Annotated in this window: 11 protein-coding genes; 7 read left to right on the top strand and 4 right to left on the bottom strand. The window is 37.1% G+C overall.

What is annotated here, in order from left to right:
- Positions 1-388 precede the first annotated feature (388 nt).
- The 3 genes from ACFIJJ_RS05840 to gltX (ACFIJJ_RS05830) all read right to left on the bottom strand — a co-directional run bounded on the left by ACFIJJ_RS05840 (position 389) and on the right by gltX (ACFIJJ_RS05830) (position 4,803).
- Positions 389-1,141, bottom strand: coding sequence for a transporter substrate-binding domain-containing protein (locus ACFIJJ_RS05840; protein WP_375623632.1), 753 nt, complete (start codon positions 1,139-1,141; stop codon positions 389-391).
- 670 nt (positions 1,142-1,811) lie between these two features.
- Positions 1,812-3,107, bottom strand: a complete 1,296-nt coding sequence (gltA, locus tag ACFIJJ_RS05835) for a citrate synthase (RefSeq protein ID WP_375623630.1) — start codon at positions 3,105-3,107, stop codon at positions 1,812-1,814.
- Positions 3,108-3,372: 265 nt separating this feature from the next.
- Complete coding sequence (gltX, locus tag ACFIJJ_RS05830) at positions 3,373-4,803, bottom strand: glutamate--tRNA ligase (RefSeq protein ID WP_375646311.1); 1,431 nt, start codon at positions 4,801-4,803, stop codon at positions 3,373-3,375.
- Positions 4,804-4,914: 111 nt separating this feature from the next.
- Between gltX (ACFIJJ_RS05830) and ACFIJJ_RS05825 the strand changes: the two genes are divergently transcribed.
- From ACFIJJ_RS05825 to gltX (ACFIJJ_RS05795), 7 genes are all read left to right on the top strand, one after another.
- Entirely contained in the window at positions 4,915-7,185 is a 2,271-nt protein-coding gene (locus ACFIJJ_RS05825) for a ComEC/Rec2 family competence protein (protein ID WP_375646310.1), read from the top strand.
- A 352-nt stretch (positions 7,186-7,537) separates the two neighbouring features.
- Entirely contained in the window at positions 7,538-8,242 is a 705-nt protein-coding gene (gene rpiA / locus ACFIJJ_RS05820; protein ID WP_375623624.1) for a ribose-5-phosphate isomerase RpiA, read from the top strand.
- Between the two features lie 105 nt (positions 8,243-8,347).
- Positions 8,348-8,917, top strand: coding sequence for a DUF2059 domain-containing protein (locus ACFIJJ_RS05815; protein ID WP_375623622.1), 570 nt, complete (start codon positions 8,348-8,350; stop codon positions 8,915-8,917).
- Positions 8,918-9,120: 203 nt separating this feature from the next.
- Complete coding sequence (gene gor / locus ACFIJJ_RS05810; protein ID WP_375623620.1) at positions 9,121-10,512, top strand: glutathione-disulfide reductase; 1,392 nt, start codon at positions 9,121-9,123, stop codon at positions 10,510-10,512.
- Positions 10,513-10,580: 68 nt separating this feature from the next.
- Positions 10,581-11,960: a class II 3-deoxy-7-phosphoheptulonate synthase gene (locus ACFIJJ_RS05805; RefSeq protein ID WP_375623618.1), complete on the top strand. Its 1,380-nt coding sequence runs from the start codon at positions 10,581-10,583 to the stop codon at positions 11,958-11,960.
- Between the two features lie 121 nt (positions 11,961-12,081).
- A complete protein-coding gene (locus tag ACFIJJ_RS05800) occupies positions 12,082-13,743 on the top strand; it encodes an NAD+ synthase (protein ID WP_375623616.1) in 1,662 nt (553 codons plus the stop codon).
- 10 nt (positions 13,744-13,753) lie between these two features.
- Positions 13,754-15,127: a glutamate--tRNA ligase gene (gene gltX, locus ACFIJJ_RS05795; protein ID WP_375623614.1), complete on the top strand. Its 1,374-nt coding sequence runs from the start codon at positions 13,754-13,756 to the stop codon at positions 15,125-15,127.
- 60 nt (positions 15,128-15,187) lie between these two features.
- Here the strand turns inward: gltX (ACFIJJ_RS05795) and ACFIJJ_RS05790 are convergent, their stop codons facing one another.
- A complete protein-coding gene (locus tag ACFIJJ_RS05790; protein ID WP_375646309.1) occupies positions 15,188-16,591 on the bottom strand; it encodes a DEAD/DEAH box helicase in 1,404 nt (467 codons plus the stop codon).
- Positions 16,592-16,604 lie beyond the last annotated feature (13 nt).

The following is a 16,604-nucleotide window of genomic DNA, read 5'->3' as shown; positions in this document are numbered from 1 at the left end:
AATTTATTGATGTTTATTTTAGATCATTATGTTGGACATTATTGATAAAAAAAGAATAAATATCTTATTGCTTGTATGATAGCTTAATTTTCACGAAATGTTTGATTTGAATCATTTCATGAGTCAAAACTGCGGATTTTTCTTGAAAATAAGGCTATTAAATTTGGACATAAAGAAAAAATTAGATTTTGATACGATAAAAATACAACCTTATTGTTGTCATTAGATTCTATAAAATGTTTAGCTCTCAAGGAGCAATTAAAAGTTATTTTGATAAATGTAAATTTTCTTATAAAAAAGCCGAATTTCTAATTATATCTGCATGTCCAATAAAGATTTAAAAAATACTCCTTAAATATACAGATTGAGTTTTAATTCATAGTGCTATCTAATTGATATCGAAAGTAAAATATTTTCTCATAATTTTCTCATAGGTTCCATCGGCGCGGATTTCTTCTATTGCTTTATTAAAACTGTTTTTAAGATCATTATTATTTTGACGGAGTGCAATTGCAATAGGAAAATTTGTTTCTTCTAGAGTTCCCAAGAGGAGACAGCAGTCTTTTCCTTCATTTTCAAGCCAATTTAATGCTTTTAATTTATCAAAGATGATGATATCAAGCCGATGGCTTAAAAGATCACGATTAACTTCTGTTGCTGTAGGATAAAGTTTGATATTAACTCCTTCAGAGGCATAATGATCTTCTGCATATGCAGCTTGTGTTGTATTTGATTGTACACCAAGGTTTTTACCTCTAAATGCTTGTGTTGAGATTTCTTTAATTTCCGAATTTTTGGTAACGATAACAGCGAGTGCTGTGTTGTAGTAAGGATCTGTAAAATCAATTTTTTGTAAGCGCTCTTTTGTAGGAGAAAGGGAAGAAACAATAGCATCGTATTTTTTGGCAAGAAGACCGGGAATCATCCCCTCGAAGTCTTGTGTGACAATAGTACATTCAACATTCATTTTTTTACAAAGAGCATAAGATATATCAATATCAAACCCTTGAAGTTCATTATTTGAGTCAATATAACTAAATGGCGGATAAGAAGCATCGCTTGCAATTTTCAGCGTTTGAGAATTGGCCGATAGGGTAAATAGTGTCGCGCTTATTATAAGAGCTCCTGCTAATAATTTCATTATGTTCTCCTATTGGATAAGCTGGCAAATATGAAACCATCATGAATTTTTATAATCTGTAAGCTCTTTTGGAGCAATGTAAAAAATTTATCTGTGTTCATTTTGATATCATTATGCTGAATATCATTGTCAAAAAAATAATTTCTTTTTATTAAGTATGGGAATAAAAAATACAGGAAAGAAGGTCACCTCTTATTGATTGTATGATGATTTTTAATGATTTTACTTAAAAATCAATAATTTGTCTTTAAAAGAAAACCTATTAACTTAAATACAAAGAAAATTTTAGCTCTTAACATGACAAAATGTAAAGTATTTTTATTCGAATCTATTTGAAGAGGGATAAGAAGTTTTGGCATCTTAGAGAAGCACTTAATGTAAGCTTTTTGCAATTTTATCTGGAGAAGATAAAAAGAAAAATTCTGGCTTTGCTAGATTTTAATATGTAATAAGGCTTTTAAACATGAGGGAATGATAGGGGATACATTTCCATTAAAGATAATGAGAATTATAAGGTAAAATTCTCAATTTCTTTACAGAGCTAAAACTTAGAATTTTTTAGTAAATTTTTATAGAGTTTTAGAATCACATTTTATAAAAATTCTTAAAGGATGTTTTTTGATTATTCTCAATAAAGCTTCAGTAAATGAAGCTTTATTGATTTCTTTTTTTAATTTGCACGTTCATCTATAGGAACATAGTTACGCATGGCATAGCCTGTGTAGAGTTGTCGAGGACGACCAATTTTTTGTTCAGGGTCTTCAATCATTTCTTTCCATTGCGCCACCCACCCGACACTGCGTGCCAATGCAAAAAGGACAGTAAACATTTCAGTTGGAAAACCTAGAGCTTTTAATGTAATGCCGGAATAGAAATCAACATTGGGATAAAGCTTTTTTTCGATAAAATATTCATCATTTAAAGCAATTTTTTCAAGTTCTATTGCAATATCAAGAAGCGGGTCATCTTGAATGTTGAGTTCTTTTAAAACTTCATGACAAGTTTTTTGCATGATTTTTGCACGTGGATCATAATTTTTATAGACACGGTGCCCAAAGCCCATGAGGCGGAAAGGATCATTTTTATCTTTTGCACGTGCAATAAATTCAGGAATTCTTTTAATAGAACCTATTTCTTGGAGCATTTTTAGACATGCTTCATTGGCACCACCATGTGCTGGTCCCCAAAGGCATGCAACACCTGCTGCAATACAGGCAAACGGATTAGCACCCGAGGATCCAGCAAGACGCACTGTAGATGTAGAAGCATTTTGTTCATGATCTGCATGAAGGATAAAGATTTGATCCATCGCCCGGGCAAGCACTGGGTTTATTTTATATTCTTCACAAGGAACAGCAAAGCACATATGGAGGAAATTTGCAGCATAACTAAGATCATTGCGTGGATAAACAAAGGCTTGTCCGATACTGTATTTATAGGCCATAGCAGCAAGCGTTGGAACTTTTGAGATAAGACGTACAGAAGCAATCATTCTCTGGTGAGGATCTGTAATATCAATAGAGTCGTGATAGAACGCAGACATAGCGCCAAGGCAGGCAACCATAACAGCCATAGGATGAGAGTCACGACGGAAGCCGTGAAAAAAACGTGAAAACTGTTCGTGGACCATGGTATGCTGCATAATACATCGATCAAAGTCATTTTTTTCTTGCTGTGTTGGGAGTTCACCATAAAGGAGAAGATAACAACTTTCGAGAAAATCTCCTTTTTCAGCCAATTGGTCGATAGGATAACCACGATAAAGCAATATACCTTTATCACCATCAATATAAGTAATTTTTGATTCACAAGAAGCTGTTGAAGTAAACCCCGGATCATAAGTAAAAATACCAGTTTTTTTGTAGAGAGAAGCAATTTCGATGACTTCGGGTCCACTTGTGCCTTTACGCAGGGGAAGTTCTACTTTTTTATCATTCACAATAATATGTGCGCTATTCTCAGACATTCGGTATTCCTTTCAGATCCTTCGCTTCTAAAAATTAAGACTCTGCTTCATCAGAGTAGGAGATATACAATAACTGAAGCTTTTCTTACTTATATTAAGGGTAGATTGCCTCTAAAAGTGAGTACATGCAATCTAAAAATATTTCCTTATTGATCATTATTACTCAATAGGAAATGTATTTCAATGATGTAACATAAAAAACTCTTTTAGATCGTGTTGAGATATCTGTATAGAGGCTCATTTGAGGAGATATATTCAGTACCCATTATGAGCATATTGTTGTGATAAGTTGGTCCTTGATGCGATAAAGGGATTCATCGCGTCCTAATAAAACAAGAATATCCAAAACACCTGGCGATGTTGCACATCCTGTAAGAGCTGCGCGAAGTGGTTGGGCGATAGATCCAAATTTGAGATTCTGTGTTTGGATACAAGAGCGAAGTGTTTCATCTAGAGTTTTTGTATCCCAAGAGGGGCACGCTTTCAGAGCAAGATAAAGATCGTTTAAAATGGTTCGTCCATTTTTATCTAAGAGCATTTGAGCTTTTTCATCAAGTTGTAAAGGTCGTTGCGTAAAAATGAAGGAGGCATTGTCAATCAGTTCGCACAGTGTTTTTGAACGTTCTTTCAAATGCGGGATTGCTTTTAAAAATTGAACACGGCGTTTTTCATCAAGTTTTTCAATAATTTGTGCTCCCCTATCGGTTTCTGGTAGAATATTAAGAGCGGCATCAAAAAGTTCTTGATCATTGCTCATGCGCATATAGTGTCCGTTGATGGAATCGAGCTTTTTGAGATCAAAACGAGCAGCACCTTTGTTAATATCCTCAATATCAAACCAAGAAATCATATCTTCGAGTGACATAAGTTCATCATCACCATGACTCCAACCTAAACGGACAAGGTAATTGCGCAGAGCACCAGGAAGATATCCCATAGTTCGGTAGGCATCCACACCCAGCGCACCATGTCGCTTTGATAATTTTGCGCCGTTTTCACCATGGATAAGAGGGATATGTGCCATAACAGGAATGTCCCATCCCATTGCTTTAAAGATAATCGTTTGTCGGGCTGCGTTGGTAAGATGATCGTCACCACGTATGATATGTGTGATCCCCATATCATGATCATCAACGACAACGGCATGCATATAGGTAGGTGAACCATCAGAACGCAAAATAATGAAGTCATCGAGATCTTTATTAGGGAAACGAACATCACCTTGAACACGGTCATGTACGATCGTTTCTCCATCTTGAGGGGCTTTAATGCGAATAACAGGCTTAGCACCTTTAGGAGCTTCAGAACGATCACGGTCGCGCCAACGTCCATCATAACGTGGTGGGCGCCCTTCTGCACGGGCTTTTTCACGCATTTCAGCTAACTCCTCAGGTGAAGCATAACAATAATATGCTTTACCATTCTTGACCAACTGTTCAGCGATTTGGCGGTGACGTTCTGCACGTTCGAATTGCGAAATAGGGGCGCCATCATAACTAAGACCCATCCAGTGCAAGCCATCTATAATGGCTTTTACAGCTGCTTCTGTTGAACGCTCTCGGTCTGTATCTTCAATTCGTAAAAGCATTTTTCCACCGGTATGTTTTGCATAAAGCCAATTAAAAAGAGCAGTACGAGCACCACCAATATGAAGGAAGCCAGTGGGTGAAGGGGCAAAACGAGTAATAACAGACACGAATATTTTCCTTTAAACTAAGATATTACTTATGGAATTTTATAGAAAAGTCATGTTAGCATAAGTGATGGGGCGTGCAATAGCCGTATTGCGAGTTAAAGTGGGGGACTGATGTTTTATAAAAGTAAAGAGGGTTTATCCGAAAAATCTGTTACAGAAGAAAAAAAGCCATGTCAGATAGGGCAGAGTGTTTTTTCTAGATATGATGATGCAAAGAATGGTGGCTATAACCAACAAAAACTTTTTTTATGGACACTCTTAAAAGAAGTAATCATTTTTTTTCGCAAATGGTTAGAAGATTGTATCAATAAAGAAGTTTCTTTTGGTATCCTTTTTTCGCTGATTTTAGTCTTTTTTGCCCTAGGAATCATTTTCTATTTTCATTTAGAGTGGGAACCAACTTGGGGACAATTGGGGGCGTTGGTCAGTATTTTTCTCGCAATATTCTATGGTGCACGTTTTTATCGAAAAATATGGATTCCCGTGGGGTTTCTGTTTTGTATTATATTGGGTGCTTTAGCGGCAAAAATAGAAACGTGGCGTATTGCAACACCCATGCTAAGCAGTGACATTGTCACTACATTGACGGGAAGAATTGTTTCTATTGAGTCAGGTGCCAAAGGAGGATTTCGTTTAGTTTTGGATATTTTGAGTACAGAAAAGCCCGTATTACGCCATAGTCTTCTTCGTGTTCGTTTATCGGCAAGATATTTGCCATCTGGCTTAGCGATTGGTGATGGACTGCATGGAAAAGTGAGGATGCGTGCATTCTCTGGGCCGGTGCGTCCAGGAGGCTACGATTTTAGTTTTCATAATTATTTTAAAAGAATTGGAGCACAAGGCGTTTATTTAGGAAAACCAAGAAAAATATCCGTTTCGCAGCCTGATGGAATATTCGCTATCATTCTACAGAAAATTGAAAATTTACGCACGAAGATGACACAAAGAATCCGTATAGCCCTTGAAGGAGAAAAGGGGAGCGTTGCAGCTGCTCTCATAACAGGGCAGCGTGCTGGTATTTCAAATGAGACAAATGAAGCATTACGTACAGCTGGATTAGCCCATATTTTATCAATATCAGGTTTACATATGGCGTTGTTAAGCGGTATAGTTCTTTTGAGTATCCGTAGTTTTTTAGCATTTTTTCCAGTTTTTTCTTCCTATTATTCCAGTAAAAAATTTGCTGCTATCGTTGCGTTTATGATAACAGCTTTTTATTTATTATTGTCAGGCTTAGCAATATCAGCGCAAAGAAGTTTTGTGATGATTGCTGTTATGTTGGTTGCTATATTGTGTAATCGCTCTGCTATAACAATGCGTAATTTTTCCATTGCAGGGTTGATAACTCTGGCGATGACACCCCATGAAATATTAGGTCCTAGCTTTCAAATGTCCTTTTCTGCGACTGCTGCTTTGATTGCTTTTTTTGATTGGTGGAGTGGAAGATCATTTTTTCGTAAAAGAAAAACAACACCCTCTTATGTTGGAGGAGGAGTGATAAATTTTGTTTTCTCATCGATGCTTTCAACATGTGCTTCTTCCTTTGTTGCAGGGAGTGCAAGTGGAATTTATGCTGCTTATCATTTTTCTAATATGGCATTTTTGAGCATTATTAGTAATGCTTTCGCTTTGCCTGTCATCTCAATTTTTGTCATTCCCTTTGGATTAATCGCAGTTCTTGCAATGTTAGGAGGATTCGAATGGCTTCCTCTTCAAATTATGGGTTTTGGAGTTGATCTTGTAATAAAGATTGCACATGCTATCAAGGCTATTTCTCCTGATTTGAATCCTGGTTTTATGCCGTTATCAGCGTTAGTTTTATTGAGTATAGGCTTGGTTGGACTGACTTTTTGCAAAACACCTATCCGGCTCTTTTTTAGTTTGTTTATTTTGGCAGGTATTTCTATTTGTATAATGCATTCACCTGTACAACTGATTATAGCAGATAATATGCGTCTCGTGGGCGTTATCCATGATAAAAAATTATATATTGATCGTTACCATATTTCTAAGTTCACGACATCCATATGGGAAAAGTCATTTCGTGTGAATGAAACGATTAAACCAACAAAATATGGTCCTTCGTTGCACGGACAATTTATTTGTGATTATCATGTATGTACATCTTTATTGGATAATGGATTAAAAGTGATCGTTTTACAGAGAGAAACAGATCAATGTGTAGAGGCAGATATTCTCATTCAGACATTTGTAATGCATAATCCAACTTGTTACAAGAAGGCAAAAATAATATTTATACCTCAGCAATTGTTATCACGAGGAAGCGTTATGATGACCAAAAGTGGGGATATTATTTGGTCTTCACTAGGGTTTCATAGACCATGGAATATACACAGACAGTATTCACAAAAAAACATATAATTTATCACATTTTTCTTCATATCTGGATAATGACAAAATATCTGGATAATGACAAAACAAAAAATAATAGAAGACTTTTCTGGTCATATTTTGCGTTTTTTCAATTGGTAAGTTTATCAACGTCATCTTGAATGAGAAAAATGCTAACAAATTTTCTTAAAGAAATAAAAAAGATAATTGTTGATTATTCTATTTTATTCTTATCATATATTTCTATAACGAGTAACATCTCTTCAAGCAAAAGATGACGGTAAATTTAAATAGATTACGTCAAGAGGTTATCTTTTATTATCATTATTATCGGTGGTAATAGGGGGATAAATGTTGCTTACGGAAAAAGGCAAAATCATTCATGAATGTTCAGCAGTTAAAAAAAATGGCAGCTATTAAAGCGCTTGAGTTTGTTGAAGATGGTATGCGGCTTGGTATCGGATCTGGTTCGACAGTCAATGAATTTATTCGTCTTCTAGGTGAGCGTGTTGCGGATGGTTTGCGGGTGACTGGTGTTGCTACTTCAAAATATTCTGAACAACTCTGTCGTAAGTTTGGAGTGCCTGTTAGCACTTTAGAACAAATACCTGAGCTTGATCTTGATATTGACGGAGCAGATGAAATTGGTCCTGAGATGATGCTCATTAAAGGGGGAGGGGGAGCATTGTTGTATGAAAAAATTGTGGCATCGGCATCTCGTGCAATGCTTGTCATTGCGGATGAAACAAAGGTGGTAAAAAGACTTGGTGCTTTTGCACTACCAATTGAAGTTAATCCATTTGGTATCCACACAACATGCAAAGCCATTGAAAAAGTCGCTGATGATTTAGGGCTTTCTGGGAAAATTTCATTGCGAATGAATGGAAAAGATCCTTTTGAAACAGATGGTGGTCATTTTATTCTTGATGCATTTTGGGGCTGCATTTTGCAACCAAAACCATTATCGGATGCACTTCTTGCCATTCCTGGTGTTGTTGAGCATGGCCTTTTTTTGGGGTTGGCTTCACGTGCAATTGTCGCTATGGCTGATGGTCAAATAAAAATTTTAGAACCGTTTGATTTTTAGAAAAGGCATTTACATGATGATATGTTAGCACAGTAAAAAGGGTCTTAAAGATTTTAGGTAGAATAACAAATTAAAATTATAATTAGCTATCGGGGTAATCATTAAATGAGAATAATATTTTCTTTTCAGCGTTTTGTCGTATATTTTGGTGCAATCGCTATTTTTTTTGTGAATGTTGGAATGGTTTATGCACAAGGTGTGAGTGATCAACATTTGGCTTCAGCGCGAAAGGCAATCAGAGCTATTCATGCAACGGATCAATTTGATAGTTTTTTACCAAATGCGGTCCATGATTTCAAAAATGAACTGATCAGCGATGATCCGAATTTGGCAACAGCTATTTCTGATATTGTTGATAAGCAGGCGCTTGCTTTAATTAAAAGGCGCTCTGATCTAGAAAAAGAGATTGCTCATGTGTACGCAAAATATTTTACTCAAAAAGAGCTTGATGCGATAACAACATTTTATAATTCTGATACCGGTAAAAAGTTTTTGACAGAAGTCCCTAATATTGCACGTGATTCTTATTCAGCATTTGATATATGGCGTACTGCTCTTATGCGGGATCTTGTAGAAAATGTGAAAAAAGAGATGTCTGAAACACTTAATTTGAATAATTCTACTATGCCTACAAATATGCCTATAAAATCAGAATCTTCAAAAAATAAAAAATAGCTTGATCGATATCATGACAACAATGGGCAATTTCTGATTTTTTTAATAGCGGCGGTTTTCCCGCCGTTTTTAATATTTTAATGAGATTAGGTCTTTTTAGAATACTGTTTTATAAAAAAGGCTTCTTCAAAAGAAAAAAAGACTTTCATTTGATAATAAAAGACCTTAGCCTACTCTTGCAGCTATATAAGAAGGAATAATTCGTGGGCTCTTTTGATTTTGATTTATTTGTTATTGGAAGTGGTTCTGGTGGAGTGCGTGCAGCACGGCTTGCTGGAGGTCTTGGCAAGCGGGTCGCTATAGCAGAGGAATATCGTATAGGGGGCACTTGTGTTATTCGTGGTTGCGTTCCCAAAAAACTTTATGTTTATGCATCACAATATGTAAAAGAATTTAAGAAAAGTGTTGGTTTTGGGTGGGAATATGCGGATCCAATTTTTAGCTGGGACAAGTTGGTTGCAGCTAAAAATAAAGAAATATCAAGGTTAGAAGGGCTGTATCGTAAGGGATTAGAAAATAACAATGTGCATATTTATGAAAGTCGTGCTACTTTTATAGATGATCACACATTAGAGCTTTCTGCTACGGGTGAGCGGGTAAGTGCAGAAAAAATTTTGATTGCAACGGGAGCAAAATTTGCACAAAATACTCCCATAGAAGGTGGTGGATTTTGCCTTACTTCTAATGAGATTTTTGACCTTGATCAACTCCCAAAATCAATAGTCATTGTTGGTGGAGGGTATATTGGTGTTGAATTTGCTAATATTTTTCATGAATTAGGTGTAAAAACAACACTCCTCCATCGAAGTGATTTAATCCTTCGTAATTTTGATCATGATTTGCGGCAATTGCTCAGCGATGCGATGATTGAAAAAGGGATTTCTATTCTCTACGGGATAACAATTTCTAAAGTGCAGGCTGCAGAAAATTGTTATGAAGTTGTTTTATCCAATGGGAAAATAATCAGTGCCGATCAGATAATGTTGGCTACGGGGCGTGTACCAAATACAACGGGTTTAAGACTTGATAGGGCAGGTGTTCAAGTGGATGAATTTGGTGCAGTTGTTGTTGATGAGAAAATGACAACAAATATCCCTCATATTTGGGCTGTTGGTGATGTAACAGGTCATATTCAATTAACACCTGTTGCGATTCATGATGCAATGTGTTTTGTTAAGACAGCATTTGAGAATATTCCCACAACACCTGATTATGATTTAATTACAACAGCAGTTTTTTCACAGCCAGAGATTGGAACAGTTGGTCTTTCAGAAGAAGAGGCGGTAAAGCGTTATAAGCGTCTTGAAATTTATCGTACAGTTTTTCGTCCTATGCGTAATGTTCTTTCTGGTAGTTCAGAGAAAATGCTTATGAAACTCATTGTTGATGGTGAAAGCCGTATTGTTGTGGGCGCTCATATTTTAGGGGAAAATGCTGGTGAGATGGCTCAGCTTATAGGGATATCTCTCAAGGGTAAGCTGACGAAGGATATCTTTGATGAGACGATGGCAGTGCATCCAACGATGGCAGAAGAATTGGTAACAATGTATAAACCAAGTTATATATATGAAAATGGGAAGAAAATAGAAAGTTAAACAGCATATATTATGGTAAAAAGTTTTTGATATGCCAAGCTGTAAGTTTAGTCTTTAGAGAGAGTGTAATGATAAAAGAATGGGCGCCTGACTCTTGGAGAAAAAGGCCAATTAAACAAGTTCCGACTTATCCGGATAAGTCTATGTTAGAAAATGTTGAACGAAAACTGAGAAGCTATCCTCCTTTAGTTTTTGCCGGTGAAGCTCGTGATTTAAAAAATGAATTAGCAGCTGTTGCAAAAGGACAAGCTTTTTTATTGCAAGGTGGTGATTGTGCCGAAAGCTTTGCAGAACATGAAGCTGATAATATCCGAGATTTTTTTCGTGTGTTTTTGCAAATGGCGATTGTTTTAACCTTTGGTAGTTCTAAACCCGTTGTTAAAATTGGTCGTATTGCTGGTCAATTTGCAAAGCCACGCTCTTCTGATATCGAAAGCAAAGAAGGGATTGAGCTTCCTGTTTATCGGGGGGATATTATTAATGGCATTGAATTTGGCGCCGATTCTCGTATTCCGGATCCACAACGGATGTCTATGGCTTATCGCCAATCTGCGGCAACGCTTAATCTATTGCGTGCTTTTTCACAAGGTGGCTATGCTAATTTAGAAAATGTTCACACATGGATGTTGAGTTTTGTTTCTAACAGTCCGCAGGGGGAACGTTATGAATTATTGGCAGAGCGTATTTCTGAAGCAATTGATTTTATGCGTTCTATAGGGATTACATCCAAAACGCATTCTTCATTACGTGAAACATCTTTTTATACTAGTCATGAAGCGCTTTTACTTGGTTATGAAGAGGCTTTGACGCGGATTGATTCAACTTCAGGAAATTGGTATGCAACATCTGGCCATATGTTATGGATTGGTGACCGTACACGACAGATTGATCATGCTCACGTTGAATATTGCCGTGGCATTGAAAACCCTATAGGATTAAAGTGTGGCCCTTCTATTGAACCTGATGAGCTTTTAAGATTAATTGATATTCTAAATCCTGAAAATGAGCTGGGGCGGCTTACACTTATTACGCGCTTTGGTTATGATAAGGTTGAAAGTTATCTGCCTAAACTCATCCGTGCCGTTGAACGCGAGAAGCGTGCGGTTATATGGTCATGTGATCCAATGCATGGCAATACAATTACTGCCAATGGTTATAAGACGCGTCCCTTTGATTATGTTTTAAAAGAAGTCGAGAATTTTTTTGCCGTGCATCATGGAGAGGGAACTTATCCAGGAGGCATACATATTGAGATGACAGGTCGTGATGTTACTGAATGTACAGGAGGGGCGCATGCCATTTCTGTGGACGATTTGTCTGATCGTTATCATACGCAATGTGATCCACGGTTAAATGCAGATCAAGCGTTAGAATTGGCTTTTCTTGTTGCTGAACTCCTTAAAAAAAATCGTGCCACTGACTCGTTAGAAATTGCTGCTGAGGGGTAGGCAAAAAATGACCTAATATTTTTCAGGGCATTATGGCAGAAGAGAATTTTTTAAAAGTGATATTTCCGATGATGAAAAATAAAGTTGTGGTTGCCAAACTGATGAAGTGATAAAAAGGCTTATGAAAAATGATTTTCGGGTAGCAATTGCCCAATTAAATCCTATTGTTGGTGATATTGAGGGGAATTTTTCTCTAGCTGTTATGGCACATCAAAAGGCTAAAGAAGAGGGGGCTGATCTTGTTTTATTCTCGGAGCTTTTTATAAGCGCTTATCCGCCGGAAGATCTTGTTCTAAAACCTGCTTTTACAAAAACATGTGAAGAGGCCATTGAGAAATTAGCAAAAGTAACCGTAGGCGGACCAGGTATTGTCATCGGTCTTCCATTAAGACGCAATGGCAAAATTTATAATGGTGTCATGCTTCTTGATGAAGGGAGAGTCATTGCCGAAAGCTTAAAGTTTGATTTACCTAATTATGCCGAATTTGATGAAAAGCGTCTATTTTCTTCCGGTCCACGTCCTGAGCTTATTATTTATCATGGAATCAAATTGGGAATAGTCATTTGTGAAGATCTTTGGAATGATTTCTCTCTTAGTACAGAGCTTAAAGATAAAGGGGCTGAGATTATTCTTGTCCTTAACGGATCTCCTTATTATCGTAATAAAACATTAAAACGTATAGACGTTGTTCATACGCAGGCTCTACAATCTGGAGTGCCAATTATCTACGCTAATCAAGTAGGTGGTCAAGATGAGCTCGTTTTTGATGGTGGGTCTTTTGCCTTGAATGGACAAGGAAAAAAGATATTTCAAATGAAACACTTTGATAGCCATATTGCTTTAAGCCATTGGCAAAAAACAACGACGGGATGGCACTGTATTTCAGGTCCTAATGAAAGTCTTCTCAATGGATTAGCGGCTGATTATCAAGCTTGTGTTTTGGGATTAAAAGATTACGTTAATAAAAACGGCTTTAAGGATGTTATTCTTGGTCTTTCAGGAGGAATTGATTCAGCCCTGTGTACGGCAATGGCGGTGGATGCTCTTGGTGCTGAGAGGGTTCGCACCATTATGATGCCCTATCATTATACTTCGCAAGAGTCATTAAAAGATGCCAAAGAATGTGCTGATCTTTTGGGATGTCGTTATGAAATCATACCGATTGCACAACCTGTTGAAGCTTTTTTAAAGACAATGGCCCCTGTTTTTTCAGGGTTACCCTCTGACGTCACAGAAGAAAATCTTCAAAGTCGTATACGCGGTACACTTTTAATGGCGCTTTCAAATAAATTCGGCTCAATGGTGGTAACGACAGGCAATAAGTCAGAAATGGCTGTGGGATATGCAACACTGTATGGGGATATGAATGGCGGGTTTAATCCTCTTAAAGATATTTATAAAATGCAGGTTTATGCATTAGCGGAGTGGCGCAATAAAAATCACTTGCACAATTTGAGAGGACCAGAAGGAATGATCATTCCATCCAATATTATAGAAAAAGCACCCTCTGCAGAGCTGCGGGAAAATCAAAAAGATGAAGATTCTCTTCCTCCTTATCCTATTTTAGATGATATATTACAATCTCTTGTAGAAAATGACATGAGTATTTGTGATATTGTTAAACGTGGACATTCACGAGAAACTGTTGCGAAAGTTGAACAGCTTCTTTATGGTGCCGAATATAAAAGGCGTCAATCTGCGCCTGGTGTAAAAATCAGTTACAAGAATTTCGGACGCGATCGTCGCTATCCTATAGTCAATCATTTTCGCGATAAAAATTGAGTATTATTTTATGGTTAAAGTTCGTTTTGCTCCCTCTCCAACAGGTTATATTCATATTGGCAATATCCGTATTGCGCTTTTCAATTGGCTTTATGCGCAAGCGTATAAGGGAGAATTTGTTTTGCGCTATGATGATACAGATATTGAGCGTTCTAAACAAGAATATATCGATGCTATTGCTGCTGACCTTGAATGGCTCGGTATTCAACCAGATGCAATTTATTACCAATCCAAGCGATTTAATCGATATGATGAAGTGGCAGAAATTCTCAAACAACGTGGTCTTCTTTATCCTTGTTATGAGACAACAGAGGAATTAGAGCGGCGTCGTAAAATCCAGCTTTCACGCAAATTGCCTCCTATTTATGACCGTGCAGCATTGAAGTTGACAGAAGAAGACAAAAAAAACTTTGAATTACAAGGTCGTAAACCGCATTGGCGTTTTCTTCTTCCTAATTTTGAAAGTGATCCTTTGCAAACAAAGAGAACAGAAGTTTGCTGGAATGATGCCGTAAAGGGAAAGCAGACGATTGATTTGGCTTCTCTTTCAGATCCTGTTCTTATTCGTAAAGATGGAACCTATCTTTATACATTGCCGTCTGTTGTGGATGACGCAGATATGGCCATTACACATATTATTCGTGGGGATGATCATATTACAAATACAGGGGTTCAGATTGCTCTTTTTAAAGCTCTCAATGCAGAATTACCTGTTTTTGGTCATACCAATTTATTGGCAACAGTTTTAGGAAAAGGATTTTCAAAACGCAATAATGATCTTTCTATTCGTTCTCTACGAGAAGAAGGATTTGAATCTATAGCTGTTCAGTGTCTTGCTGTTTTGATTGGGACATCACAAAATGTACATCCCTATCCCCATCAAGCAGCACTTTTAGAGCATTTTAATTTACAAGATACATCAAAATCGGTTGCAAAATTTGATATTGCTGATCTTTGTACTTTGAATAGTCATCTTGTTCATGAACTAAGTTATGAAAACGTTAACATGCGCCTTAAAAAACTTTCTATTGAAGGAGATAAGGCGGAATATTTCTGGAACGCGGTAAGAAGCAATATTGATAAAGTCAATGATGCTGTCTTATGGTGGAAAATCATTCATGATGAACAGAATTTTGACACAGTAGCATTAGAGGATTGTGAATTTGTGCGTCAATCACTCGATTTCTTACCTGAAGGTGCTTTGAATGAGGAAAGTTGGAAAATTTGGACAACCGCATTAAAAGAAAAAACAGGTCGGAAAGGAAAGTCTTTATTTATGCCATTACGTCAAGCACTGACAGGCATGGATCATGGACCTGAAATGGGAAAGCTTTTGCAGCTTTTAGGGCGTGAAAAGGTAATAGAAAGACTCTCTAAGAAATAAGAGAAACTTTTAAAAGGCATTTTTTATTTACTTTATGCTTACAGAGAGTAAAGGACAAGTCTATCTACGCGTTTTTATGAGCATGAATGCAGGAATATCATCACCAAATCCAAGGGGCGTGTAATTTTTATTTTTTCGTGGGCGCTGTTTTTCAGGTGGGTTTTCTTTATTATTCACGCTTTTGATATAATCTATTTTATTCTCTTTTGCAGATTTTTTAATGTGAGCAACAGGCTCTTTGGGAGCAGTTTTCTTTGAAGATTTTGAAGACCTTTTCTTTACAACAATATCTTCTGTTTGATCATCAGTTATTAAAGTCGAGAGATCTCCATTGAGCCATTCAATTTTTTCATTACTCATTTCCTCGATGGCATTGATATATTTTTGATCAGCTTTTGTAACGATTGTAAAGGCTTTTCCGCTGCGATTTGCACGTCCTGTACGACCAATTCGATGGATATAGTCTTCAGCATGTGTAGGAACATCATAGTTAAATACATGACTTACAGCTGGAATATCGAGTCCACGGGCAGCAACATCAGAAGCAACCAGAAGTGTAAGTTTATTATTTTTAAAATCGGCTAGGGTGCTCATGCGTGAATATTGGTCCATATCTCCATGAAGTGCCCCTACATTAAAGTTATGTTTAATGAGTGATCTAAAAAGTTCAGAGATATCTCTCTTGCGATTACAGAAAATAATAGCGTTTTGAAGCTCTGCACCTTCATTTTGGATAAGTTCTCGTAGAACTGCTCTTTTGTCCCATGATTTATTTCCAGATTTGACAAGCCGTTGTGTAATTGTGGTGGCTGTTGAGGAAGCTTTTGTAACTTCAACAGCTACTGGGGAATGTAAAAACTGTTTCGTTAGTTTTGTAATTTCTGGTGCCATTGTTGCAGAAAAGAACAAAGTTTGACGCGTAAAAGGGGTTAGCTTACAGATGCGTTCAATATCAGGAATAAAGCCCATGTCCAACATGCGATCAGCTTCATCAATAACAAGGATCTCAACGCCCATCAGGAGCAATTTACCACGCTCGAAATGATCAAGAAGGCGCCCTGGTGTTGCTATAAGAACATCAGCTCCCCGTTCAAGTTTGCGATCTTGGAGTTCAAAAGAAACACCACCAATCAAAAGAGCAACATTTAAACGATGGTTTATTCCGTATTTATCGAAATTTTCTTCAACTTGAGCTGCAATTTCCCGTGTTGGTTCTAAGATGAGCGTACGGGGCATTCGTGCTCTTGCACGACCTTTCTCAAGGAGAGTGAGCATAGGCAATACGAAAGAAGCAGTTTTACCTGTTCCCGTTTGAGCGATTCCTAGAACATCTTTTCTTTGAAGGACATGCGGAATTGTTTCACTTTGAATAGGTGTTGGAACGGTATATCCCGCTGATTTTACGGCATTAATAACCTTTGCGGAAAGACCTAAATCATCAAAACTGTTTAAAGATGGTATCATTTTTTTATCAACT

The organism is Bartonella sp. TT29SHDZB (assembly GCF_042193395.1).
In the GTDB taxonomy this organism is placed as follows: Bacteria; Pseudomonadota; Alphaproteobacteria; order Rhizobiales; family Rhizobiaceae; genus Bartonella.
The sequence above is the reverse complement of the archived record's forward strand: the minus strand, read 5'-3'. Positions and strand labels throughout refer to the sequence as shown.